Genomic DNA, 24,414 nt, shown 5'->3' on the forward strand with positions numbered 1-24,414 from the left:
CACGCGCACAGAAGAGTCCCGTACAGAAAGCCAAGAGGGCGCGATGTCCACAGCCACTCCGACCCGGGCGCCGCACAGCGACGTGCCCACCGGCCACAAGCCCGGCGAGGGCCGGGTCGGCGCGGGTCTCTTCGATCCCAAGCAACTGCTGAAGTCGCTGCCGGACGCCTTGCGCAAGCTCGACCCGCGCGTCATGGTCAAGTCGCCCGTGATGTTCGTGGTGCTCGTCGGCTCGGTCCTGACGACCGTGTTCTCCTTCAAGGACCCGTCCGACTGGTTCGGCTGGACGATCAGCGCCTGGCTCTGGCTCACCGTGATCTTCGCGAACCTGGCGGAGGCGGTGGCCGAGGGCCGCGGCAAGGCGCAGGCGGACACCCTGCGCAAGGCCAAGACCGACACCATCGCGCGCCGGCTGTCCAAGGACGGCACCAGCGAGGAGCAGGTGCCGGGCACCGCCCTGACCATCGGTGACCTGGTGGTGTGCGAGGCGGGCGACATCATCCCCGGCGACGGAGACGTCGTCGAGGGTGTCGCGTCCGTCGACGAGTCGGCCATCACCGGTGAATCGGCCCCCGTCATCCGGGAGTCGGGCGGCGACCGCAGCGCCGTCACCGGCGGCACGAAGGTTCTCTCCGACCGCATCGTCATCAAGATCACGACGAAGCCCGGCGAGACCTTCATCGACCGGATGATCAACCTGGTCGAGGGCGCGGCCCGCCAGAAGACCCCCAACGAGATCGCCCTCAACATCCTCCTGGCGTCCCTCACCATCGTCTTCCTGCTCGCGGTGGTGACCCTGCCGCCGTTCGCGGACTACGCCGGCAAGCACCTCAGCATGGTCGTGCTGGTGGCCCTGCTCGTCTGCCTCATCCCGACGACGATCGGCGCACTGCTCTCCGCGATCGGTATCGCGGGCATGGACCGCCTCGTCCAGCGCAACGTCCTCGCCATGTCCGGCAGGGCCGTCGAGGCCGCAGGCGACGTGTCGACCCTGCTCCTCGACAAGACGGGCACCATCACCCTCGGCAACCGCCAGGCCGCCGAGTTCGCGCCCGTCAAGGGCGTGACCGCGGCCGAACTCGCCGACGCCGCCCAGCTGTCCTCGCTGTCCGACGAGACCCCCGAGGGCCGCTCCATCGTGGTCCTCGCCAAGGAGAAGTACGGGCTGCGCGAACGCCACCAGGGCGAGCTGGCCGGCGCCGAATGGATCGCCTTCACCGCCCAGACCCGCATGTCCGGCGTGGACGTCGACGGCCGCAAGACCCGTAAGGGAGCCGCCGGTTCCGTCATCACCTGGGTCAGGGAGCGCGGTGGCCAGGTCGCCCCGGACGCGGACACCCTCGCCAACTCCGTCTCGGAGGCGGGCGGAACGCCGCTGCTCGTGGCGGTCGAGGACTCCCACGGCGCCCGCGTGCTCGGCGTCATCCACCTCAAGGACGTCGTCAAGGAAGGCATGCGCGAGCGGTTCGACGAGCTGCGCCGCATGGGCATCAAGACCGTCATGATCACCGGTGACAACCCGCTGACGGCCAAGGCGATCGCCGAGGAGGCAGGCGTCGACGACTTCCTCGCGGAGGCCACTCCCGAGGACAAGATGGCGCTCATCAAGCGGGAGCAGGCGGGCGGCAAGCTGGTCGCGATGACCGGCGACGGCACCAACGACGCCCCCGCCCTCGCCCAGGCCGATGTCGGCGTGGCGATGAACACGGGCACGTCGGCCGCCAAGGAGGCCGGCAACATGGTCGACCTCGACTCCAACCCGACCAAGCTCATCGAGATCGTCGAGATCGGCAAGCAACTCCTCATCACCCGGGGCGCGTTGACGACGTTCTCCATCGCCAACGACGTCGCGAAGTACTTCGCGATCATCCCGGCGCTGTTCGCGGCGGTCTACCCGGGCCTGGACAAGCTCAACATCATGCAGCTGTCCTCGCCCAACTCCGCGATCCTGTCCGCGGTCATTTTCAACGCGCTCATCATCATCGCGCTGGTACCCCTCGCCCTGAAGGGGGTCCGGTACCGGCCGATGAGCGCCGACCGGATGCTGCGCCGCAACCTCGGAATCTACGGACTCGGCGGCCTGATCGCCCCGTTCATCGGCATCAAGATCATCGACCTGCTCATCTCCCTCATCCCCGGAATCGGCTGATCCCCATGAACAACTCGGTTACGAACACAGCCCGGTTGCTGGGAGCGGGACTGCGCGCCCTCCTCGTCCTCACAGTCGTCTGCGGCGTCATCTACCCGCTCGCCGTCACCGGCGTGGCGCAGGCCCTCTTCCACGACAAGGCCAACGGCTCGGAGATCAAGTCCGAGGGCAAGGTGGTCGGTTCGTCCCTCATCGGCCAGCGTTACGACCTGCCGCTGAAGAAGGGCCAGGAGACCGCGGAGCCGGACCTCAAGTGGTTCCAGCCGCGTCCGTCCAACGGTCTGGGCACCAACAGCGTCAACACCCATTACAAGCTGATCCTGTCCGGCGCCACCAACCTGTCCGGCGACAACGGCGCGATCAACGGCAAGTGCACGGAGAAGTCCGAGGAGGGCACGCTCTGCGCCCAGGTCCTCTCCGCCCAGAACGCCGTGATCAAGGACAACTCCGTCGGCGACTACAAGGTCAAGAAGTCCGACATCCCCGCGGACGCCGTCACATCGTCGGGCTCCGGACTCGACCCGGCCATCTCCCCCGAGTACGCCGGCCTCCAGGTCCACCGCGTCGCCCAGAAGAACGGGCTGTCCGTGGCCCAGGTCAACAAGCTCGTCGACGAGCACACCGACGGCCGCACCCTCGGCTTCATGGGTGAACCCACCGTCAACGTCCTCGAACTCAACATCGCGCTCAAGGAACTCGTGGCGAAGAGCTGATGGTCTTACGCCCATCACGTGGGAGTCGGCGACCGGGGAAACCGCCCGAATCCGCCGGCTCCCACGGCCACGAACCGACACCGGCACACCGGCACACCGGCATCCAGCGTGCACGACCCGACACACGACCACCGCCGACTGGAAAGGCGCACACCGATGACGCGGGTACTGGTGGTGGAGGACGACGCACAGCTCGTACGGGCGCTCGTAATCAACATGCAGGCACGCCGGTACGGCGTGGACGCCGCGCCGGACGGCGCCACCGCGCTCCGACTCGCCGCCACCCGGCAACCGGATGTCGTGATCCTCGACCTGGGGCTGCCGGACATGGACGGCGTGGACGTCATCAGGGCTCTGCGCGGCTGGACCCGCGTTCCGATCCTGGTGCTGTCCGCGCGCCGCGACTCCGACGAGAAGGTCGCCGCGCTGGACGCCGGGGCCGACGACTACATCACCAAACCGTTCAGCATGGACGAACTCCTCGCCCGGCTGCGGGCCGCTGTCCGCCGAACGGAGAACGTGCCCGTCGCCAACGGCACCATCCTGGTCACCACGGACGACTTCTCCGTCGACCTGCTCGCCAAGAAGGCCACCCGTGCCGGCCGCGACGTACGCCTGACTCCCACGGAGTGGCAGCTGCTGGAGATCCTGGTCTCCAGCCCCGGCCGCCTCGTCACGCAGAAACAGCTCCTCCAGGAAGTCTGGGGCGCCTCCCAGAGCACCAAGACCAACTACCTGCGGGTCTACATGGCCCAACTGCGCCGGAAACTGGAGTCGGACCCCTCCCACCCCCGCTATCTCATCACGGAGCCCGGCATGGGATATCGCTTCGAGAACTGACCCCACTCATCCCCGCGCGCCCCACCCCCGACGTAACGGCACAGAGACGTAGAGACGAGAGACTTGAAACCTCCCCCAGCTAGATCAGGGGGATTCCTAGCTCACGCGGCCTGATCCCCGGCGGGGATGCAGGTCTTACACGATCAGCACTAGCCGGGACAGAGACCAGCCCGGACGAGCATCACACGGGCTGAGTTTTTGTCCCGAGGCCGGGACACCCCGCACGTGGTGCACGTATACGTTCGTTCTGAGAGAGGCAGCGCGTGCTTGGTTCTCGCTCCGCAGTCTGCGCATTCCATCGTGGTGTGCGCCGGGTGTACCAGGTGCACGGACCGGCCGTGCTTACGGCCCATCTCGACCAGGGCTGTCTTGGTCGCGCCGATCGCCGCGTCAGCGGCCTTCTTCGCCATGGTGGACTTCGCAAGGAACTTCGGCCGGAAGTCCTCCACGGCCAGGGCGTCATGGTCGCGGACGACCTTCTTGGCCCACTTGCGGGCGGTGTCCTGACGCTGCCGGGCCACCTTCTTGTGCAGCTTCGCCGTCTGCCCCTTCGCCTCGCGATAGCCCTTCGACCCGGCGCATCCACGCTTCGGCTTACGCCGGGACATCATCCGCTGATAATGCACCAAGCGCTGGGCAGCACTCTTCCCGTGCTGCGGGTGCGAAAGGTCGTGGTCGTCGCTGGTGGTGGTCGCCATCTCCTTCACACCCCAGTCGATCCCGATCACCCGGCCGGTTCCCGGCAGTGTCTCGGTCATCCTCGCCACGACGAAAGACGCGTACCAAACTCCGGTGCTGTCGCGGTAGACACGGACGCTGGAGGGAGGCTGGGGAAGAGCACGCGACCACACGACCGTCACGGCGAGGCCGCCTGCCAGGTGCAGGCGGCCGTCCATGAGCCGACAACCCCGCTGGGTGTAGATCAGCGACAGGTCGTCCTGGTGCTTCTTCTTGTACTTGGGCATCCCGGCCCGCTGCCGCATCGGCAAAGCGGCCTCGATGTCCTTCAGCGCCTTCGCCCGCGACTTCGCGAAATCGCGTATCACCCGCTGCTGAGGAACGCTGGAGCCTTCACGCAGCCAGCCCATGCAGGCACGCGCCTCGGTCAGCATCTTGTCCAGCCGGGCCGGACCGCACTTCTCGTTCTCGGCGTGCGCCTTCTTCGAGCGGGCGCAGCACTCGTTCCACAGCCACCGGCACCGCGCCCATTCCGCTTCGAGAGCGCCAGTTGCGGCGGACGACACGCGAAGGCGGAAGGTGTAGCGGGCATGCCCGACACCTGCCGTCTCCTGCGCCGCGTTCGTCATGAACAACAACCTGTCTGGGAGGACTGACAGTTGAGAGCTCTGATCCAACGGGGGCTGCCTCACCACCCCGGCGGGTACACGCCGATCCGCCCTGCCGGCGAATCGGCTTCTCCTGCCCTGCTCCGCAGGAGTCCGATTCCTTCCCGGCCTGAAGGCCGGGGCATCCTCGGAGGAATCCGGTGAAGATGGCACGCGGCAGACTACGCATCTATCTCGGTGCCGCTCCGGGCGTCGGCAAAACCTACTCGATGCTCTCGGAGGCACACCGCCGCATGGAGCGGGGCACCGACTGCGTCGTCGCCTTCGTGGAGCATCACGACCGGCCACGCACCGAGGTGATGCTCCACGGCCTGGAACAGATCCCACGCAAGGAACTCGAATACCGCGGCGCCGTCTTCACCGAGATGGACGTGGACGCGGTACTCGCCAGAAGCCCCCAAGTGGCCATGGTGGACGAGTTGCCCCATACGAACATCCCCGGTTCCCGCAACGCCAAGCGCTGGCAGGACGTGCAGGAGCTGCTCGCGGCGGGCATCGACGTCGTGTCGACCGTCAACATCCAGCACCTGGAGTCGCTCGGCGACATCGTCGAGTCGATCACAGGAGTCCGACAGCAGGAAACGGTGCCCGACGAGGTCGTTCGGCGCGCGGACCAGGTCGAGCTGGTCGACATGTCGCCCCAGGCGCTGCGCCGGCGGATGGCCCACGGCAACATCTACCGGCCCGACAGGGTCGACGCGGCCCTTTCCAACTACTTCCGGCCCGGCAACCTCACCGCCCTGCGCGAACTGGCCCTGCTCTGGGTCGCGGACCGGGTCGACGAGTACCTGACGGAGTACCGCAGCGAGCACCGGGTCTCCAGGATCTGGGGTTCGCGGGAGCGGATCGTGATCGGGCTGACCGGAGGCCCCGAGGGCAGCACCCTGATCCGCCGTGCTGCCCGGCTCGCGGAGAAGGGCGCGGGCGGTGAGGTCCTGGCCGTGTACATCTCGCGCAGCGACGGACTGGCCTCCGCCTCGCCCAAGGAACTCGTTCTCCAGCGCACTCTGGTCGAGGACCTGGGCGGCACGTTCCACCACGTCGTGGGGGACGACATCCCGTCGGCCCTGCTGGACTTCGCGCGGGGCGTGAACGCCACGCAGATCGTCCTCGGAGTGTCCCGCCGCCAGGGGTGGCAGTACGTCTTCGGCCCCGGCGTCGGCGCCACGGTAGCCCGGGAGTCCGGCCCCGACCTCGACGTACACCTGATCACCCACGACGAGGCGGGCAAGGGGCGCGGCCTGTCCGCCGTGCCACGTGCCCGGCTCGGCCGCGCCCGGACCATGTGGGGCTGGCTTACGGGTATGTGCGGCCCCGCGCTGCTGTCTCTCTTGCTCAGTGCCACCGCGCCGGGTCTCGGATTCGCCAACGACGTGCTGCTGTTCCTGTCGCTGACCGTCGCCGCGGCGCTGCTCGGCGGACTGTTCCCGGCACTTGCCTCGGCCGCCTTCGGCTCCCTCTTGCTGAACTGGTACTTCACCCCGCCGGTGCACCGGATCACCATCGCCGACCCGGAGAACATCCTCGCCCTTGCGATCTTCGTGGGCGTGGCCGTGTCGGTCGCCTCGGTCGTCGACCTCGCGGCCCGCCGAACTCACCAAGCGGCCCGCCTGCGGGCAGAGTCGGAGATCCTCTCCTTCCTCGCCGGCAGTGTGCTGCGCGGCGAAACCAGTCTGGAGGCCCTCCTGGAACGCGTCCGCGAGACGTTCGCCATGGAGTCGGTGGCACTGCTGGAGCGCACGAGCGACGTCGATCCGTGGACGTGTGCGGGCAGCATCGGCCCTCGGGCCGTACTGGAACGGCCCGAGGACGCCGACGTGGACATGCCCGTCGGCGACCACATGACGCTCGCCCTGTCCGGCCGCGTGCTGCCCGCCGAGGACCGCCGGGTTCTGGCGGCGTTCGCCGCACAGGCCGCTGTCGTCCTGGACCGCCAACGACTGCGGACGGAGGCCGGTCAAGCCAAGGAACTGGCCGAAGGCAACCGCATCCGTACCGCGCTCCTGGCCGCCGTCAGCCACGACCTGCGCACACCGTTGGCCGGCATCAAGGCATCGGTCTCCTCTCTTCGCTCCGACGACGTGGAGTGGTCGGAGGAGGACCAGGCCGAGCTCCTGGAGGCGATCGAAGCGGGGGCCGACCGTCTCGACCACCTGGTCGGCAACCTTCTCGACATGTCCCGCCTCCAGACCGGCACGGTCACCCCGCTCATCCGCGAGGTGGACCTCGACGAGGTGGTCCCGATGGCCCTGGGCGGCATCCCCGACCCCGAAACGACGGTCGTCCTGGACATCCCCGAGACGCTCCCCGTGGTCACCATCGACAAGGGGCTGCTCGAGCGCACGGTCGCCAACATCGTCGAGAACGCGGTGAAACACAGCCCCACAGGCGTACCGGTCCTCGTCTCCGCGAGCGCCCTCTCTCACCGGGTGGAACTCCGCGTCGTGGACCGCGGCCCCGGCATCCCGGACAGCGACAAGGACCACATATTCGAACCCTTCCAGCGCTACGGAGACGCCCCGAGCGGGGCCGGCGTCGGCCTGGGACTCGCGGTCGCACGAGGGTTCGCCGAAGCCATCGGCGGCACCCTCACCGCCGAAGACACGCCCGGCGGCGGCCTCACCATGGTCCTCACGCTCCCGACGGCCACCGACCGGGCAACGTCCCGACCCAAGACATCCACGGCTGAGGCGTCGTAGGCCTGAGCCAGAGATTCGGCGGCAGTGGGCGGCGGCTTTGTCCAGGCCGCGAAAAATCTCGTCATGGACCTCGAAGACGCCGGCTGCCGGACTCGCTACCTGATCAGGGACGGGAATTTCCTTCCGGGGTCACCGGCGAACCCGCCCCATCGAGCGATGCCGCCGCTGCCTATCCCCGGCCCGACGCGCCCATCTGCCGGGGAAATTCGATGGGGTCACTGTCGAACCCCTGGACCCGTGCGTGCAGTTCCCACTGCCCCGTCGCGTCGCGCGTGAATTCCCCCAGGGTCGCGGCGGTGGCCGCCGACACCCCGGTGAAGTCATCGAGCATCAGCTCGGAGTACTTCTCGACGATCACGGCACCGGCGTGTGCGATGTCGCCGAACGTGCGCCGTCCGCCGTCCTGGTGGATCACCACACCGACGACGACCCGTCCGTAGGACGATGCCAGGCGGTCCAGTTCCAGGACCATCACCTCGACGAATCCGAACCCTTGGCCGGTCTCGCTGTGGCGGGTCATGTTGATCGTGCCGTCGGGGGACCTGCTCTCCGAGTGGACCACGTACACCGGCGCCCCGTAGGGGGCATGCGTCGCGTACGTGGCGGCCACGATGTCGAGGTGTCTCGGCGCCTCCCCCAGAGGGCTGGGGTCCCAGCGCAACCGGACCTCCGGCTTGTGCACTCCCGCCTTGATCACTGTCACGAGCCGGCACCTCCCCCTCTCCCGGGCGCGCGGCCGATGCGCGCCGCGCCACGGTCAAGTATCGCTCATGACCAGCGACTTGATGCCTCGTTAGCGTGCCTTCACCGGCCCTTGTGGATGGTGCGTGCCCTAGATCCCGTTTGTACGCTCCGGCGGCGCGAACGTCGACAGAGAACCGACACTCGGAGACGTCAGCAACGTCAATAGCCCCGGATACACCGCCGATTGGGCCTTGTGACGGCCGGCGATCCGCAGGCCATCACCGATGAAAGGGACAGCATCTGCTGGCCCCGCGCCAGAAGCCGAGCGTCCCGGTGGCGCCGGCATCAGGTCAGAGGTTGGCGTAGCCGGGGATGCTTGCCTTGATCCGATCGAGTTCGCGGGCGTCGGAGATGCCCTGTGAGCTGCCTGTGGCGCACCCCCGACACCCCGGACGGCACAGCCCAGGCCGAACGGCTCATGGAACTGGCCATCGACGGCTTCCGCCCCTGACCACCGAGCACCAGCCTTGACCGACCGTCAGGCACACCCTGATTTCGGGACCGTGGACTTTCGGACAGGCACAGTGACGAGCGGGGTCGGGGCAGGCTCCGCCGCCGTGCAGACGGTGACGCTGCTCAACACCGACCTCGCCGCCTGCGGCACGCCCACCGGGCTCACGTGGATCTCCGGCGCGGTCACGCTGACATTCGCCTAGGCACTGTTCCGGTGCGGGACGGCACAGCCAGGGCTTCGGCCTGGATGGGCGCGTCAATGGTGGGCACAGGTGTCCTGGTAGGCGAGTCCGGGCGCGTAGAAGTTCCATTGCTCGGGGGTGAGTCCGCCGTCGGCGCGGGTGCAGGCCTCGCGCACCATGTGCCGGCGAATGTTCTGGACCGGGTCCATGTTCCACAGTGCGAGTCGATTGTCGCCTGTCACAGCCAGGGTGCGCCCGTCCGGAGAGAACGCCAACGCCTGTGCGCGAGCGGTGTCTGCCAGGGGCTCGCCCAGGGTGCGGGTGTTGCCGAGGTTGCTCCAGTCCCACAGGGCGACGAATTCCTCCGCCTTTGTCGTGACGGCGGCTGTGGTCCAGTCCGAAGAGATGGCCATCCTCGGCACGATCTGGCCCACCGCGCTCACCGCGACGGGTTGTCCCAACAGACGAGGGCGGCCGCCATCGCTCACGTCCCACAGGGAAATCCCGCTCGTGGTGAGCGCAGCCAGTGACTTGCCGTCAGGGGCGAAAGCCAGGTCATACGTGCGGACGGCGGCGTCGTTCTGCACTGGGGCTGTAGGAAATGAACGCGTCGTACAAGACTCCCCCGAGCAGTAGTGCACAGCCTGGCGACGGCAGCGGGCGCCTGCCGGGGCATAAGGCTGTTGAGCCCCTGTCCCGGCAAGGCTGACCGGCGGGCATGGCAAGAACCCGAACCGTCCCGAACTCGGCGTACAACTCTACGAGTTATCGGTTCCTCAGGCAGGGCAACGGGGCACGGGGACTGGATCCGCGCTGCGGGAGGCGGACGCAGGCGGCCGCCGCCGGTCATGCCGATGCTGACGGGCGAGCGCGGCGGCGCCTGTGGGAGATTGCCCGGTCTGGTCACTGCCCAGCTGAGCCGGTCGGCTCCGGAGGCGGCCAGTGCCTGAGTGACCGGAGTCGACTTTCCCAAGGCAGAGTGTGTGCGCCGCTCCTGATCACCAAACGGGGCGCAACGGCGGGATCGACTCTCCTGCGAAGGTTCGGATGATGGCCGCGAGTTCAGCTCGTGGAACTTCCAGGCCGACCTCGTGAAGCTGCTTGGTCAGCTGCGCCTCCAGCTCGCGCAGGGTCCTTCCGGCTACGGCCAGGTGCTTCAACGCCTTGTCCGTCAGCACGACGAGCTTGCGCCGACCGCCTGCGGGGTGCGGCTGACGCTCGACGTACCCCCGCTTCTCCAGGTCGTCGATGATCTGGCCGGCGGCCTGCTTGGTGACCCCGAGGCGCTCGGCGAGTTCGCTGCTCGTGGCACCGGCACCGTGGAGTGCCTGGAAGACCAGGCCGTGCACGGGGCGGAGTTCGGCGTAGCCGACGGCGTCCAGACGGCTCACGAACTCGGAGAGGAGCAGTTGGAAGGCCATCCCGAGCAGGAAGGTGAGTTCGGCGGGCTCGAGTGGATCGCGGGTCTCCATCGGTTCATCTTGACACACACATATAAAGTAGCTTTACTCGCCGCAAGTAAAGGAGCTTGACTCAGGAGGATCCATGTACGTGATCAGCGAGAGCGAGCAGCGGACGACCACTACGCCAGCCGGCTCGATGTCCGGCCTGGCGGGTCCAAGCCAAGGCAGTGCCGAGGTGAGCACCTGGCGTGTGCGGCTCGGCGCGGACGCATCCACCCCGGTGCACATCATCGACCGCGAGCAGGTGTGGATGCCCCTGTCAGGCGAGTTCGAGGTCGAGGTGGACGGCAAGACCGAACAGGTCAAGGCCGGCCAGGCGCTCATCCTTTCCGCAGGTGCGGTGCGGCAGCTCAAAGCCTTCGGCGGCCCCGCGGAGGCGCTGGTCGCCATGGTCGTCCGGGGTAAGGCCATGATGCCGGGCAGCGACAACAAGATCCCGCTTCCGTGGGCGGAGTGACGTCCCTCCCCGCGAACAGCCCGACCGGTCCCGTCCCCGTCGTCAGGGCTGAGTTGGCGGGGACGGCCTCCCGCCCACAAGAAGAGCATCAAGCCACGGCGCACTGAGAAAGTAGGCGTTCTCGCAGACGGGTAAGGTCTGGGCATGCAGACGGGTGAGTTACTCGGCTCCGGCCGCAGCGCGGACGTATTCGCCATTGATGACCACTGGGTCCTTCGCCGATACCGCGATGGCGCCGACGCCACCACCGAAGCAGCCGTGATGGCCCATCTCGCGGAGCACGGGTATCCGGTGCCCCGCCTCCGGGATCCGGCAGGCGCCGGACCCGGCACGGCACCGCACACCGACCTGGTGATGCAGCGCCTGCGGGGGCCGTCCATGCTGCAGGCATTACTGCAGGACACGATCACGGCCGAGGAAGCAGGGGCGACGCTCGCCGAGCTGCTGCACCGCCTGCACTCCGTTCGCGCACGGGCCTCCGCCGATCCCGTCCACCGCGTTCTCCACCTCGACCTGCACCCTGACAACGTGATGCTCACCCCGGAAGGGCCAGTGGTGATCGACTGGCGCAACACCGAGGAAGGGCCACCCGGACTGGACCGGGGAATGTCGTCACTGATCCTGGCGCAGGCCGCCGTCGCCCCCACGGGCCCGACGACGCTGGCCGGCGCCGTGCTCGGGGCACTGCTCACCCACCTCGGCCCCGCAGTCGTTCTGGCGGACACTGACGCCGGATGCCTCACGGAAGCCAGGAAGAGACGGGCAGCAGACCCGGCCATGAGCGAGAGCGAGACACAACTTCTCGACGACGCCATGGAGTTGATTCTCGAACTGACGCCCGCCCGACGATAAGTGACAAGGCAAGTCTGGGTGCTCGATGGCGTATCCGTCCGGGAAACGGTCGCCGCCGTGTTCACGTCCCGCCATGACCATGAACGCTGCACTGCCGCGCACGTGAAGGCGGCCGCCTCTCGCCGCCTGTGCACTGTCCATCGCGTAGAGAGGCGGTCGCCGATCAGGTGCCGTCTAGGACGGCTGGTTCGGCTCGCTCGACGCCGCCTTGAGGTCGGCGAGGAGTTCAGCCTGGTTGGTCAGGACCCCGGACAGGATGGTGCGGGCGACCCGCAGTAGTTCCGCCACGTGCGGGCTGGTCAGCCGGTAGTAGACGTTCGAGCCCTCCTTGCGGGTGGCCACGAGGTTCGCCCGGCGCAGTACGGCCAGCTGTTGGGACAGGTGGGCGGGCTCGATCCCCACCTCGGGCAGCATCTCGGCGACCGCGTGCTCTCGCTCGCTCAGCAGTTCCAGGACCCGGATCCGGGCGGGGTGCCCGAGCGTTTTGAAGAACTCGGCCTTGAGTTGGTACAGGGGCGTGCTCACCCGAAGCGCCTCCTGTTGCCCTCGTCGATGCGCGGCTGCCATACGGCTCGGCGCCGTGAGCGCTGCGTCCATCGTGTCCGCCCAGAAATCGTCTGCATGGGGCCATCCTCGCCTGTGACGGCCAGGCTGATGAACTCGATAATTGCTATCATTAGCAATTACTAATGATAGCAGGGGTGTTTTCCGTACGAGTCCCACGTCGGCGTGGCGCGAAGGGCACGCAGCTCGAGTGGTGTCTGCCGTCTCAAGTGCTTCCGGGCCGCTGTCGGACCCGACAGGGCCTGCCCGCGCTGAGGTCACACCGACCTGGTAGGGCTGGACAGCCTGCGCGGCAGTCGGCCTACTCTCCAGCTGTCGGCAGAGGCGCGCCCCGGGGGGACCGCTGTTAGGCCGAGACAGCCAAATGGGCCCCTTTGTACGGCAGTTGAGCCGGCCGACGGCGGGCACGGCCCTCAGGTGGACCAGCCCTCGGTACGCCACTCCTGCGCATCCTCGTTCCCGGTACCGAGGGACGCGTGTGCGGCGAGGGCTGTGAGCAGGTCGCTGTGGACGGGGATGGCGGGGCAGTCGCCGTTGGGGACGAGGGAGCCGTCGGCCGGGATCGCGGCCAGTTCCAGCGAGCGGCCGCTGCCGGCCAGCTGCCGGGCGGCGTCGATGATCGCGAGCTGGCCCTCGGTGGACCAGCCGCGCAGCTCGGTGAGGTCGACGACGACCGGTCCTGTGCCGCGGGCGAGGACCCAGCCGACCGCGCCGTTGAAGCGATGGGTGGCGTCAGGGCCGAGATGTCCGGCCACGGAGAGGACGCCGAGGTCCTGCTCGATGCGGTAGCGCCATTCAATGGTCACGTCGTCAACTGCCTTTCGAGTACTGCCTGGTCCCAGTCCCTGTGCGGGTCACAGGGGCAGGGTGATCCAGATGCTCTTGCCGCCGCGGTCCGCGTCCGGTCGTACAACCGCGCTGCCGCCGAGGCCGAGGGTGAGCTCGACGACGGTGGCGAGCCCGCCTCCCGTCTGTGTGAGAACGCCGTAGAGGGCGGGCTGGTAGGGGTGCCGGTCATGGACGCCGAAGGCGAAGGTGTCTGCGCTCGCGGCGTACAGGACCGTGAGCTGTGGGGAGATCTCGGCGGCGTGCCGGACGCTGTTGGTGACCAGCTCGGAGAGAATCAGCAGCGCGGGGTCGACGGCCGGATGGCGGTGGTTGACGCCCCATTCGGCCAGTACTTGTTCGGTGGTTTCGCGGGCTATCCGTACTGCCGCGGGCATGGCGGGCAGGGTCAGCACATGCCGGCAGGGCAGCTCGCCCAGTTCCGATGCCATCACAACTGGACCTCCTCGGCGCGGGCGAGCCGGAAGCCGCTCACCGACTGCGGGTGGATCCGCATGAGGGTGTCGCGCGGGCCGTACGTCCAGCCGGGCAGCGTACGTCGGTAGTGCGCCGCCCGGCCCGGGTCGTCGATCACCTCGACGGGGCCGGTGGCCGTAACGCTCCAGCCGGTGCCGATCGCGGCACGGATGTCGTCCACGTGATACGTGATGGCGGCCACGCCGTGCAGGGCGGCCTCCGGCACCGGAGTGCGCACCATGAGGCGGCCGTACTCGAACACATGCGAGGCCGGGCGGATCGCGGGCACATCCTTGGAGACGTGGACGACGCGTCCGGTTCGGCTCCCCTCAAAGAGGTGGAGGGCCTCGGCTCCGGAGACCTCGACGAGGCGGCGCGGGGCGGGACTTGCCGTCATCAGGCGGATTCCTCGCGGGCAGTTCGGGCGCTCTGGCCGGCGATGGCGGAGAGCACTCCGACGCACTCCAGGAAGGTGCGGGCGCCGGCGATTGCTTCGGGTGGGGTGGCGTATTCGCCGTCCTCGCGGCGCAGCAGGGCGAGCGCGCCGACCGAGTCGAGGACCTGGCGATGGCCGGGCCGTACGCCCGAGGTCATGACCGCGATGCCGCGCCGGCTCAGTTTCTCCACCGCGTCCTTGAGGACGAGGGCGCCAGTGGCGTCCATGGTCGTGACCCGGGACATCCGCAGGATGACGACGCGGACGTCGGCCACTTCACTCAGTTCGAGCAGGAAGCGGTGCGCGGCGGCGAAGAACAACGGTCCGTCGAGGCGGTAGGCGACGATGTGCTCGGCGAGCAGTGCATGTTCCTCGGCGCTGTGGTCTGCCTTGTCGAGGGGCACCTGGTCCATGCGGGCCTGCTGTGCGATCGCGCGCAGGGCGAGGACACCGGCGACGACGAGGCCGATGATGACGGCGTGGACGAGGTCGAGACAGACGGTGGCCACGGCGGTCAGGGCGAGGATGATCGCGTCGGAGTGGGTGGCCTTGGCCATCGCGCGGAGCGAGCCGACCTCGACCATACGGATCGCGGTCGCGATGAGTACACCCGCCAGCGCCGCCAAGGGGATCCTCGACGCCAGCGGGGCGGCGGCGAAGACGATGACCGCGAGGACCGCGGCGTGGGTGAGTGCGGCGAGGCGGGAGGTGGCGCCGGTACGTACGTTGACCGCGGTGCGGGCGATGGCGCCGGTGGCCGGGACGCCACCGAACAGCGGGGCGGCGATGTTGGCCAGGCCCTGGCCGAACAGTTCCCTGTCCGGGTCGTGCTTCTGGCCGACCGTCATGCCGTCGGCTACGGATGCCGAGAGGAGGGACTCCAGGGCCGCGAGTGCGGCCACGGCGATGGCGGGGGCGAGGAGGGAGCCGAGCGCGCCGAGGTCGAGGAATCCGAGCGAGGGAGCGGGAAGTCCGGCGGGCAGGTCACCGATCGGCTTGGCCGCGTCGAGGTGGAAGACCTGGGCGACGGCGGTCGCGGCGATGACGCCGACGATCGAGAAGGGGACCGTGGGGCGCACGCGCGCGCCGGCCAGCATGATCACGGCGACCGCGACGGCGAAGCCCACTGCAGTCCAGTTCGGGCTCTTGGCGAATTCTGCAACGGCCCGCCAGGTGACGGCGATGACTTTGTCGCCGTCCGGCTCGGCGACGCCCAGCGCGTTCGGCACCTGCTGCAGTGCGATGACGCAGGCGATGCCGAGCGTGAAGCCCTCGACGACGGGGGCCGGAACGTACTGCATGTACTTCCCGGTGCGCAGCACCGCGAGCCCGACGAGGATGAAGCCCGCGATCAGCCCGACGGCGAGCACACCCCCGGGGCCGTACTGAGCCACGATCGGGACGAGGACGACGGTCATGGCGCCGGTCGGGCCGGACACCTGCAGATTCGATCCGCCGAAGACAGCGGCAAGCGCACCGGCCACGACGGCGGTGGCCAGACCGGCCTCCGCTCCGAGACCGGAGGAGACGCCGAAGCCAAGCGCGAGCGGCAGCGCGACGATGGCGACCGTGAGCCCGGCGAGCAGGTCACGGCGGGGGTCTCGGCCCATCTGGGCCAGGTCGGAGCGGGAGGGCAGCAGGGAGCGGACCGGGCTCAGGAGCCGGTAGCCGATGACCGATCTCACCGGGCTGCGACCTCCACAGCCTGATCCTGGTCAGCGTCGCGCAGTTCAGCGAGGAGTTCGTTCCGCCCGGAGAGCATCTCGGTGAGGATGCGGCGCGCGGCCCGCATCAGGTCGGCGACGTCGCCGCCGGCGAGCGCGTAGACGACCGTGGAGCCGTCGCGCTGGGACGTCACGATGCCCGAGCGGCGCAGAACGGCAAGCTGCTGAGACAGCGTGGAGGGCTCCACCTCGATCGCCGCGAGCAGGTCGCGCACCGGCATCGGGCCGTCCTGGAGCAGTTCCAGAGCGCGTATCCGTACGGGATGACCGAGCATCCGGAAGAACTCGGCCTTGGCCTGGTACAGCGGAACAGACACGAAACCCTCTCCCCGACCTTCGCCCCTCTGCGAGGCGCGCACACGACAGGCGGCCGTGCCCGAGGCCCCCTGCGGCAACCACGGACACGACCTCGTACCTTCTAATGAATTGCTAAATTTCGCAATTCCGCTAGTCACTCCGTACACTCGGCCGGTGACCGAAATGCTTCCCCCCTGCCCCCAGTGCTCCAGCGCCTACACCTACGAGATGGGCGCGCTCCTCGTCTGCCCCGAGTGCGGCCACGAGTGGTCCGCGGCGTCCGACGACACGGCAGCCCACGCCGAAGCGGGTGCCCGTGTCATCAAGGACGCGGTCGGCAACACCCTCGCCGACGGCGACACCGTGACCGTCGTCAAGACCCTCAAGGTCAAGGGCAGCCCGAACGGCATCAAGGCAGGCACAAAGGTCCGCAACATCCGCCTCATCGAGGACGGCGTCGACGGCCACGACATCGACTGCAGAATCGACGGCTTCGGCCCCATGCAGCTCAAGTCCAGCGTGGTCAAGAAGGCCTGACCCGGTGACACCCGAAGTGCGGCTGGTGGTCCGGCCCCACGGAGAGCTCGTCGCCGTCACGGTCAAAGCCGTTCGGCTGCGTCTGCTCGGCGCGCTCGCCAAGGGCCCGGACGTCCTGGAGGTCGACCTCTCGCAGGTGACCTACCTCAACGCGGACGGCTGCAGCGCCCTGCACGCGGCGGCCGTCGTGGCCCGCTCGGTCGACACCAGACTCGTCGTCACCCACGCCCACCCGAGAGCACGAGCCATCCTCGGACAGGCCGGCCTGAGTCCGGCGCTGCAGGACGATGCCGGCCACGACGAGTGACCCGCCTGGGCCATCACCCGGCGGATCGACAAGCGCACCGCATTCCGGGTACCTGCTGTGCCGGCGGTCGGCCGTTGGCGACTCGCCATCGCCGCTCGACGCGTTGGCAACGTGAGGTGTCTGGCCGAACCTCACCAAGCTCCGTACTGACCCTGCCCCGCGCCACCCACCTGTTTCGCGCTGCTCGTCCCGACGAACATCGAGGCCACTACCGACAATTGATCTCTACCGCAGGTCGCCCACGATCAGCACACGCCCCGGAACAGCCTCACCGGGCAGGGATCGGCTGAGTGAGGTTCACCGGGTTGCCGTCGGGGTCCTGGATGTGGGCGACGCGCTGTCCCCACGGCATGTCGTTGGGGCCACCGCGGACCGAGCCGCCCAGTGCCGCCACCCGGCCGAGCGTCTCGTCGACGTCGTCGACACCGATGCTGAGCAGGATCCGCGACGCCGCCCCAGTCCCCGGGTTCTCCTTGGCCACCAGCCCGAGGTCGGTGTCACCGATGCGCAAGCCGCGGTAGAAGGCCGGGCCTTCCGCCGGTACCCGGAAGATCTCCTCAGCGCCGAACAATTTCGTATAGAAGCCGAGCAGAACGTCCTGGTCGGCAGTCACGATCACTGGCTGGATGGTGGACATGGCACTCCTGTCGAGAACGGTCGTGTCGCTGGGTAGACCGTTCGAGGACGGTGAACTCATCGGCAAGGCCACCCCGCCCACCTTCGTTCCCATCCGAGACGGACGTGGATATCGGCCAAGGGATGTAGGGCCACAGCCCCATGTGCTTTCCGATCTTGCTGACTAGCGTCGGCGGCTATGCAGAACAGAAGAGTCGTTCACCGCTCGATGGCCGAACGTAGGCGCGAGACTTTCGACCGCCTTGCCACGGAGCGGGATGCCTGGGTGGCGACAGCTCATCCCGATCACGGCCCCCATCAGGTTCCCTTGTGGTTCGCATGGGACGGGAAAGCGGTATGGGTGTGCACGAGCGCGACGTCCGCGACGGTGCGGAACGTACGCACGGACCCTCGGGTGCGCCTGTCACTACCGGACACCTTCGATGTCGTACTGCTCCACGGGGAGGCGCAGTGCTTCACGGATCAGGACGTGCCGACGGGCGCAGCGGACGCATTCGCCGGCAAGTTCGGCTGGGACCCGCGCATGGAGGACGGCCCCTTTGTGTATCTACGCATAGCGCCGAAGGTGGTACGCGCTTGGCGCGGAGAGCCGGAGTTGAGCGGCAGGGTCATCATGCGTGACGGTGCTTGGCTGGAGTAGTCGCTGCCGTGGCCGGACGCCCTGCCTGTAGCGGACCTCCCGCTCGGGGTCCGTGCCCCGAGCCGGGCAACTGGCTGCGACCATGCTGCGTTCGTTCATGGCGCAATCAACTGGGGACAATGAGCGGTCCTGGTGAATTTCGGAGATCCTCATCAGGTCGCACGGCTCGTCTGTCTCAGCCGGACAGCTCCCCATTCCGCTGGGACAGCCCCAGGAAACGGGTGGTCGAGTTCCACGCCTGATGGCTGTGCCCGGCGGAGTAGTTGGGACTGCCAGGGTCGCAGAAGCCATGGCTGCACGGATAGATCTCTGTCGCCACATCCGCGTGGGCCGCCAGACGTTCGGCCACTGCCGGCACCGAGTAGCTCGGCTCCTGCTCGGCGAAGACGACGAGGCACGGGGCTGCCGGCTGGACATCCAGGTGGTCACGGATCCGAGATCCGTAGATGCACACGGCCTTGTCCACCGCACCTGTTCCGGAAGTGAGCCAGGCGCTGGTGGCTCCGACGCTGAAGCCGATGCAGAGCACTCTCCGATAGCGCTCGCGCAGCCCCTCGGTGAACTCTGTGAGCGCCTCGCTCATCCTCGTCACACCAGGAGCCCGCATGAACTCGCTGTATGCCCTGGACTCCTCCTCCCGGGGATACACGGCGCCTGACGGCAGGAAACTCGGCGTGAAGACATCACACTGGTACGGCTCAAGGGCCTTGGCAACGCCGGTGATGTGGTCGTTGACACCGTAGATCTCATGGGCGATCACTACGGCCGTGTCGTGCGGAGGGATGCCCAGTGGTTGGTCTGTCATGAAGGGAGAGTAGCCAAGATCGCGAACCGGGGAGTTCGCCCCCGGGGCCGCTGACCAGGCATGAAACGATCTTGTGGTGTCTGGTGTGATCACGGCGTCAGAGCCTTCCTGGATGATCCCGTTCACGGGGGGAGCTTGGAACGCGCAGGCAGGCCATGACATCGGTGGAGGCGCGTGCATCACCTGCCTGTCCGGCAGTGAGAACGAACATGAGAGGCCGACAGCGGTCATCATGCTGGTCTCCTGGATCGATAGACCCAACCGTCATCAACAGCGTCCGTCAGTCTTGGACCGAGGCGGTTGCTTCCTGCCGGCAGGAAGCGCCGGTGAGCATGTTGCTGGTGGCGGCGGTGATGACCGAGTCGAGCCGGTCACGGGCGTGTACGAGATCGGTGATGCGCTGGTCGACATGCTCACGCGCGGCCGCCAATCGCTTGAGCAGGGTGGGAGTTGCGCGGCCGTCGATGATGCACGGCATGAGCTCGACGATTGTCTTGCCGGACAGCCCGGCGGCGTACAGCTGCTGGATCAGCTGGACCCGGTCGACCGCGCTCTCGGGGTAGTGGCGCTGGCCGCTGGGGCAGACTGCCGTCGAACTTGCGCACGACGACCCGAACCTCTCCCTCGTCCACGGAGGGAGGCTCCGGTGTGCACGCCAACCGGTGAACCTTCCCGGTCAGTGCACTGGATTCATCCACCCGGTCGCCATCTCGACCCTTTCCGCTGCATCGACAGCGGCGAATCGGAGTACACAGGGCGCACAGGTGGTGCCGAGCGCTAGCCCATGGCCAGCTCTGAGCGCAGGGACCCCCGCTGTCGCCCGTCCTACCCGCCAGGCGCCCCTACCCTTTAACTCCGTTATTTCCATGCGGAGTTGTTCTGGCACGGCTCGTACATCTTCGTACGTCAAGATGGTAGATCTGATCTGATCTCAGGGAAGCTACACGACGGGAGGCTCGCGTTGGATCGCCTGGCAGGAGCGGACCTGGAAGTAACCGGTCGGCCGGAGCCCGCCGTGCTGCCCCCGTCGCTGCGCGCGTGGCTCGGGCTGATCGCGGCTCTTGCCGCGCTGGTCGTCGTCGTGCTCGGGGTCTTGTACGCCGGCCACAGTGAGCCTGGCAGGGTGGACATGAGGATCATCCAACCGACGGCGGACAGTGTGCGGCCGCCGTGGCGGCGCGTCGCTCTGGCCATGGACTTCCTGGGGGCACCCGCGGGAGCAGCCGCGCTGGTGGTCGCCGCCGTGATGGTCTGCCTGCTGCTTCGGCGTCGTCGCGCCGCGGTGTTCGTCGTTGCCGCGGTCAGCACCACCGTGGGAACGACGAGGTGGCTCAAGCCCCTGGTGGGGCGCACCATCCACGGTGACGGCAACCTGTCCTACCCGAGCGGGCACACCGCCTTCGCCACCGCGTTCGCCCTCGTGATGGCGCTGCTGGCGACCGGCCGGTTCGGCGTCGGCAGGGCGGCCGGCACGATACTCCTGCTCTCCGCGGCGCTGGTTGCCGGTGCCGCCATGGGCTGGGCGCAGGTCGCCCTGGGCGCGCACTATCCGACCGACGCCCTCGGCGGCTGGTGCACCGCGCTGGCGGTGACACCGGCGACCGCGTGGCTGGTCGACCGGACCGCCGACCGGATGGTCGACGTGGGTCGGCAGGAGCGCCGCTGACAGCGCGACATGTCTCGTCATGCCAAGCGGGTCAGGTGTGCCGGGCACTGACGCCACCGGTGCGCTACGCCGACCGCACCGGCTCCGCCCGTGGCCGCGCCCTGCCCGGACCAAGCGCCGGCTCCCCCGCCCTCACCACCCTCTATACCGCGCTGGGGCTCGAGCATGTGCGCCTGCGCCACACCTCGCTGCGCGACGGCCAACTCGGGCGGGCCGAGTACGCGCACCACCAGCTACTACAGGGGCACGGAGCCGGCCTGCACCCGCATGCAGGTCCGCCGAACGTGACCTGTTCCGTCATTGGCCCGAGAGGAGCTCAGCCAGGCGGCTTTCGATTTCCTCCACCGGCACATCATGGACATGCTGGTCGAATGCCCAGCGGTGGCCGGAAGGGTCCAGCACCTCTCCCGTACGCACACCCCAGAACGCGTCGTGGACCTCAGCGCTCACGGCGGCGCCGGCAGCGAGGGCCTGCCTCATCGCCGCATCGGCGTCCTGGACCCTGAGCCGGTAGGCGGCCACTGAGGTACCGCTCGAGGAGGGGCTGGCCGGCGCGGTGCCAGGTACGGGTGCAGCCATGGCGACGGGCAGACCGTGAACGTCCAGGTCAGCAGTGGCGATGGACTTATCCGGCAGTCGCAGGATGCGGGTCACCGTGGCGCCCAGTGCCTCCTCGTACCAGGTGATGCTGCGATCGACGTCGTCGACGATGAGGTGCAACGCGAAGTAGGGGACGGCCTTGGTTGATGCGTCCACATTTTCCTCCAGGTCGGGCTCAGGCATCTCACGAGTACGACGACACAGCGGCCGGGAATGTCAGGGGCGACGCCGGGCGCCCCAAAGCAGTGCCGGTGAGGACATTCAGCGCTGCATCCAGACACGGAGCTTCACGGGGTTGCGCACGACCCAGAGCCGCTGAATGTGATCGCCGGTGATCTCGAATGCGTACACCGCGACCGTCTTTCCCTGGTCGGTGGCAACCAGTCCTGCCTGGCCGTTGACGGTTCGCTCCAGCAGATTCAAGGTGCCCGCCTGTCGCGCGAGATCGATGAGGAACCGGGCGATCTCGGCGCCGCCTTCGATCGGGGTGAGTGACGCAGCGACCCGCCCGCCACCGTCGGCTGTCGCGGTCGCCGACGGATCGAGAAGTTCGATGAGGCCCCGGATGTCCTGGGCTTCCCAGGCCCGCTTGAAATCGCGGACGACCCGCGCGCGGGTGCCCGACGTCTCGATCGGCCGTGCGTCGCCGATGCGGCGGCGCGCCGACGACGCGAGCTGGCGGCAGGCCGCCGGCGTGCGTCCGACGATCTCCGCGACCTCGGTGAACGGGTAGCGGAACACATCGTGGAGGAGGAACGCCACCCGCTCGGCGGGGGTCATCGAGTCGAGCACGACGAGGAAGGCCATGTCGACGGACTCATCGAGCGTGATCCGGTCCGCCGGGTCGATCTCGGCGCCGGGCCGCCTGCCAGACCACTCCCTCGCGTCGGGCACCGGTTCGGGGAGCCACTCGCCGACATAGTGCTCGCGCCTGACCCGAGCCGAGCCCAGCACGTCGAGGCACACGCGGCTCACGACGGTGCTCAGCCACGCACCCGGCGAACCGATGGCGTCTTGCTGCTCTGGTGCGAGGGCATACCACCGGGCGTAGCCCTCCTGGACCGCGTCCTCCGCGTCGGCGAGAGAACCCAGGAGGCGGTAGGCGAGATTGATCAGCGGCCCCTGCTCGTTCACGATCGTGTACCGCCGCGCGGCGGCGGCGTCGCGACCTGGTTCGGCTTGTTCGGAGCGAATGTCCATGGTGCCCGCTTCTCCTGGTCGCAGTTGTCCTTCTCCGTTGTCCTTCTCCCGTTCGACGAACCAGCTGGTCGAAATGTGAGCCCATCCTGCACCGGCCTGTCCCTTCGGCCGCGCGGTTCGTCGGACAAGCAGCCCGACAACGAAAGTCAGGCACCGGCAACGACCCGCTTACGAGAGGGACGTCGAGATCGCCGAGCGGACGTACCCGAGACGTCGAGCGCTCGTCGACCACCGCCGGATACCTGGCAGTTCATCCCGGCGGCGCGGGCCCGGCACGGTCCGTGCTGGACAGCTCGTGGACGTCCACGCCGTCCGGGAGTGGACGGGCTCCTTCACCGGCCCTGCCCGTTGTCAAGGGCCGGGGGGCCTGTTGCGGATCAGCGCAGTCCGGCGAAGAGGTCGTTCTCGGGTACGTCCGCGCCGGTGGCGTCCTTGACACGTACGAAGGTCTCCATGCCCATCAACTCGCCGAACCTCTCCTTGCCCATCTTGAGGAAGAAGATGTTCTCGCCCTGACTGGCGTGTGCGGCCAGCGCGTCGAACTTCTGACCGCTGAACGCGGTGGTGTCCACCCACGTGGTGATCTCATCGTCGGGGAGGCCGATCTCGGCCATCGCGGCGGCCTCGGCAGGATCCGGCTCCGGCATGTCCGGATGAAACTCGCGCATGATCTCCCCGAACCGCTGCATCCCCGAGCGGGGCATCGTCGTCCAGTACACCTTCGGTGTCAGCGCGGTCATCTCCAGCGCCGCCATCGTGATGCGGTGGGCCTGGATGTGGTCGGGGTGGCCGTAGAAGCCGTTCTCGTCGTAAGTGACAACGACATCGGGCCGGTAGTGCCGCATGAGTTCCGCGAGTCGGGCGGCGCCTTCCTCCACCGGGGTCTGCCAGAAGGATCCGGGGGCGTCGTTGCTCGGCCAGCCCATCATCCCGGAGTCGGCATAGTCCAGCATCTCCAGATCGCTGACCTTCAGCACCTCACAGCTCGCCTCGAGTTCTTGACGGCGCATCAAGGCGACGGCTGCCGGATCGTGCCCGGGACCGCCCGGCTTGACACCCCCCGGCCCGTCACCGCAACCGCCGTCGGTACACGTCACGAGAACCGTGCGCATGCCCTCCGCCGCGTACCGCGCGAGGACCCCTCCGGTTCCGGTGGCCTCATCGTCGGGGTGGGCGTGCACTGCCATCAGCGTCAAAGGCCGGTCGGTCATGAAACAGTCCTCCTGCAGAAATACGTCTCGGTCCGAGTGCGCGGCGGCGTACCGCGATCGGGGGCCCGGATCCTGGTGGGGCGGACGACCTTCTGGCCTCCGCGTTCCCCGCCCGTGCGGCGCCGGTCCCTCGGTCGATGCAACCGTGCCGGGAGGACCGGATGTTCCCGGCGCGACGCCTGGCCTTCCAGCGACCCTTCGTACGCCACTCCCCTTCAACATCTGGCCGCACCGGCTGCACGCCTTGATCCGCGCCACACTACGCACCGCCACGATCACACCGATGACGGCCGCCGGAGCCCGGGCGACTGGCAGCAGGCCGCCGGGCGAGCTCTTGCCGCGCTCGAAGCGCAGTGGCACCGGCACGGACGGGGGCCGGCACCTGCTTGTGGGCTGCCTGCGCCAAGGCCTCGCGTTCGCCCGGGACTTCGCAATCGAAACGGGCCGACTGACAGACGCTGTCTCGGGGCTGCTTCAGCGACTCGGCGTGGGAGCCGATCGCCCTGACCGCCCCAGCCACTCCCCCGCCAGGAAACGCGGCCACTGGCACAGACCGGCACACCTGGGTGCGCCAGGCGGGGTCGGTGATGT

The 24,414-nt window shown here is 68.3% G+C and carries 24 protein-coding genes and 2 pseudogenes; 10 read left to right on the plus strand and 16 right to left on the minus strand.

What is annotated here, in order from left to right:
* Positions 1-43: 43 nt before the first annotated feature.
* From kdpB to ACWIGU_RS24000, 3 genes are all read left to right on the plus strand, one after another.
* A complete protein-coding gene (kdpB, locus tag ACWIGU_RS23990) occupies positions 44-2,149 on the plus strand; it encodes a potassium-transporting ATPase subunit KdpB (RefSeq protein WP_454403746.1) in 2,106 nt (701 codons plus the stop codon).
* A gap of 5 nt (positions 2,150-2,154) precedes the next feature.
* The gene (locus ACWIGU_RS23995) at positions 2,155-2,862 is read left to right on the plus strand and encodes a potassium-transporting ATPase subunit C (RefSeq protein WP_454403747.1); all 708 of its coding nucleotides are present in this window, start codon (positions 2,155-2,157) and stop codon (positions 2,860-2,862) included.
* Positions 2,863-3,018: 156 nt separating this feature from the next.
* Complete coding sequence (locus ACWIGU_RS24000) at positions 3,019-3,702, plus strand: response regulator (protein ID WP_454403748.1); 684 nt, start codon at positions 3,019-3,021, stop codon at positions 3,700-3,702.
* Between the two features lie 79 nt (positions 3,703-3,781).
* Here the strand turns inward: ACWIGU_RS24000 and ACWIGU_RS24005 are convergent.
* A pseudogene (locus ACWIGU_RS24005) lies at positions 3,782-5,009 on the minus strand (RNA-guided endonuclease InsQ/TnpB family protein).
* Positions 5,010-5,194: 185 nt separating this feature from the next.
* Between ACWIGU_RS24005 and ACWIGU_RS24010 the strand changes: the two are divergent.
* On the plus strand, positions 5,195-7,747 hold the full coding sequence (locus ACWIGU_RS24010) for an ATP-binding protein (RefSeq protein WP_454403749.1): 2,553 nt from the start codon (positions 5,195-5,197) through the stop codon (positions 7,745-7,747).
* Between the two features lie 169 nt (positions 7,748-7,916).
* Here ACWIGU_RS24010 and ACWIGU_RS24015 read toward each other — a convergent pair whose 3' ends face one another.
* From ACWIGU_RS24015 to ACWIGU_RS24025, 3 genes are all read right to left on the minus strand, one after another.
* A complete protein-coding gene (locus tag ACWIGU_RS24015) occupies positions 7,917-8,450 on the minus strand; it encodes a TerD family protein (protein WP_454403750.1) in 534 nt (177 codons plus the stop codon).
* Positions 8,451-9,200: 750 nt separating this feature from the next.
* Positions 9,201-9,539: a hypothetical protein gene (locus ACWIGU_RS24020; protein WP_454403751.1), complete on the minus strand. Its 339-nt coding sequence runs from the start codon at positions 9,537-9,539 to the stop codon at positions 9,201-9,203.
* A gap of 585 nt (positions 9,540-10,124) precedes the next feature.
* The gene (locus ACWIGU_RS24025) at positions 10,125-10,598 is read right to left on the minus strand and encodes a MarR family winged helix-turn-helix transcriptional regulator (protein ID WP_454403752.1); all 474 of its coding nucleotides are present in this window, start codon (positions 10,596-10,598) and stop codon (positions 10,125-10,127) included.
* A gap of 73 nt (positions 10,599-10,671) precedes the next feature.
* Between ACWIGU_RS24025 and ACWIGU_RS24030 the strand changes: the two genes are divergently transcribed.
* Positions 10,672-11,046 (plus strand): cupin domain-containing protein, encoded by a 375-nt coding sequence (locus ACWIGU_RS24030; RefSeq protein WP_454403753.1) that lies wholly within the window; start codon positions 10,672-10,674, stop codon positions 11,044-11,046.
* Positions 11,047-11,190: 144 nt separating this feature from the next.
* Complete coding sequence (locus tag ACWIGU_RS24035) at positions 11,191-11,898, plus strand: phosphotransferase (protein ID WP_454403754.1); 708 nt, start codon at positions 11,191-11,193, stop codon at positions 11,896-11,898.
* Between the two features lie 174 nt (positions 11,899-12,072).
* Here the strand turns inward: ACWIGU_RS24035 and ACWIGU_RS24040 are convergent, their stop codons facing one another.
* The 6 genes from ACWIGU_RS24040 to ACWIGU_RS24065 form a co-directional block, all read right to left on the minus strand.
* Positions 12,073-12,423, minus strand: coding sequence for an ArsR/SmtB family transcription factor (locus ACWIGU_RS24040; RefSeq protein ID WP_454403755.1), 351 nt, complete (start codon positions 12,421-12,423; stop codon positions 12,073-12,075).
* Positions 12,424-12,875: 452 nt separating this feature from the next.
* A complete protein-coding gene (locus tag ACWIGU_RS24045; RefSeq protein WP_454403756.1) occupies positions 12,876-13,268 on the minus strand; it encodes an anti-sigma factor antagonist in 393 nt (130 codons plus the stop codon).
* Between the two features lie 48 nt (positions 13,269-13,316).
* Positions 13,317-13,739 carry an ATP-binding protein gene (locus tag ACWIGU_RS24050; protein ID WP_454403757.1) on the minus strand — a complete coding sequence of 141 codons (423 nt, stop codon included), beginning with the start codon at positions 13,737-13,739 and terminating at the stop codon, positions 13,317-13,319.
* Complete coding sequence (locus tag ACWIGU_RS24055; RefSeq protein WP_454403758.1) at positions 13,739-14,161, minus strand: pyridoxamine 5'-phosphate oxidase family protein; 423 nt, start codon at positions 14,159-14,161, stop codon at positions 13,739-13,741. The genes ACWIGU_RS24050 and ACWIGU_RS24055 overlap by 1 nt, the downstream gene beginning before the upstream one ends.
* The gene (locus tag ACWIGU_RS24060; RefSeq protein WP_454404012.1) at positions 14,161-15,810 is read right to left on the minus strand and encodes a SulP family inorganic anion transporter; all 1,650 of its coding nucleotides are present in this window, start codon (positions 15,808-15,810) and stop codon (positions 14,161-14,163) included. Before ACWIGU_RS24060 ends, ACWIGU_RS24055 begins: the two co-directional genes overlap by 1 nt.
* A 71-nt stretch (positions 15,811-15,881) precedes the next feature.
* Positions 15,882-16,241, minus strand: coding sequence for an ArsR/SmtB family transcription factor (locus ACWIGU_RS24065; RefSeq protein WP_454403759.1), 360 nt, complete (start codon positions 16,239-16,241; stop codon positions 15,882-15,884).
* 154 nt (positions 16,242-16,395) lie between these two features.
* Here ACWIGU_RS24065 and ACWIGU_RS24070 point away from each other — a divergent pair, with 154 nt between their 5' ends.
* Together ACWIGU_RS24070 and ACWIGU_RS24075 are read left to right on the plus strand one after the other, a co-directional pair.
* Positions 16,396-16,758, plus strand: coding sequence for a zinc ribbon domain-containing protein YjdM (locus tag ACWIGU_RS24070; protein WP_454403760.1), 363 nt, complete (start codon positions 16,396-16,398; stop codon positions 16,756-16,758).
* Positions 16,759-16,762: 4 nt separating this feature from the next.
* Entirely contained in the window at positions 16,763-17,065 is a 303-nt protein-coding gene (locus ACWIGU_RS24075; RefSeq protein WP_454403761.1) for an STAS domain-containing protein, read from the plus strand.
* A 268-nt stretch (positions 17,066-17,333) separates the two neighbouring features.
* Here the strand turns inward: ACWIGU_RS24075 and ACWIGU_RS24080 are convergent, their stop codons facing one another.
* Positions 17,334-17,702 (minus strand): VOC family protein, encoded by a 369-nt coding sequence (locus ACWIGU_RS24080; RefSeq protein WP_454403762.1) that lies wholly within the window; start codon positions 17,700-17,702, stop codon positions 17,334-17,336.
* A 177-nt stretch (positions 17,703-17,879) separates the two neighbouring features.
* Between ACWIGU_RS24080 and ACWIGU_RS24085 the strand changes: the two genes are divergently transcribed.
* The gene (locus tag ACWIGU_RS24085) at positions 17,880-18,341 is read left to right on the plus strand and encodes a pyridoxamine 5'-phosphate oxidase family protein (RefSeq protein ID WP_454403763.1); all 462 of its coding nucleotides are present in this window, start codon (positions 17,880-17,882) and stop codon (positions 18,339-18,341) included.
* Positions 18,342-18,516: 175 nt separating this feature from the next.
* On the opposite strand, the gene ACWIGU_RS24090 is transcribed toward ACWIGU_RS24085, so the two are convergent.
* Positions 18,517-19,272 (minus strand): dienelactone hydrolase family protein, encoded by a 756-nt coding sequence (locus ACWIGU_RS24090; protein ID WP_454403764.1) that lies wholly within the window; start codon positions 19,270-19,272, stop codon positions 18,517-18,519.
* Between the two features lie 154 nt (positions 19,273-19,426).
* Positions 19,427-19,726, minus strand: a pseudogene (locus ACWIGU_RS24095) (MerR family DNA-binding protein); the annotation flags it as partial.
* 435 nt (positions 19,727-20,161) lie between these two features.
* On the opposite strand from ACWIGU_RS24095, the gene ACWIGU_RS24100 reads away from it, so the two are divergent.
* A complete protein-coding gene (locus ACWIGU_RS24100; RefSeq protein ID WP_454403765.1) occupies positions 20,162-20,812 on the plus strand; it encodes a phosphatase PAP2 family protein in 651 nt (216 codons plus the stop codon).
* A gap of 297 nt (positions 20,813-21,109) precedes the next feature.
* Here the strand turns inward: ACWIGU_RS24100 and ACWIGU_RS24105 are convergent, their stop codons facing one another.
* The 3 genes from ACWIGU_RS24105 to ACWIGU_RS24115 form a co-directional block, all read right to left on the minus strand.
* On the minus strand, positions 21,110-21,595 hold the full coding sequence (locus ACWIGU_RS24105) for a VOC family protein (protein WP_454403766.1): 486 nt from the start codon (positions 21,593-21,595) through the stop codon (positions 21,110-21,112).
* A 78-nt stretch (positions 21,596-21,673) separates the two neighbouring features.
* Positions 21,674-22,612: an RNA polymerase sigma factor SigJ gene (gene sigJ / locus ACWIGU_RS24110; protein WP_454403767.1), complete on the minus strand. Its 939-nt coding sequence runs from the start codon at positions 22,610-22,612 to the stop codon at positions 21,674-21,676.
* A 377-nt stretch (positions 22,613-22,989) separates the two neighbouring features.
* Complete coding sequence (locus ACWIGU_RS24115) at positions 22,990-23,823, minus strand: PIG-L family deacetylase (protein ID WP_454403768.1); 834 nt, start codon at positions 23,821-23,823, stop codon at positions 22,990-22,992.
* Between the last annotated feature and the right edge of the window lie 591 nt (positions 23,824-24,414).

Source organism: Streptomyces sp. NPDC055400 (assembly GCF_053644375.1).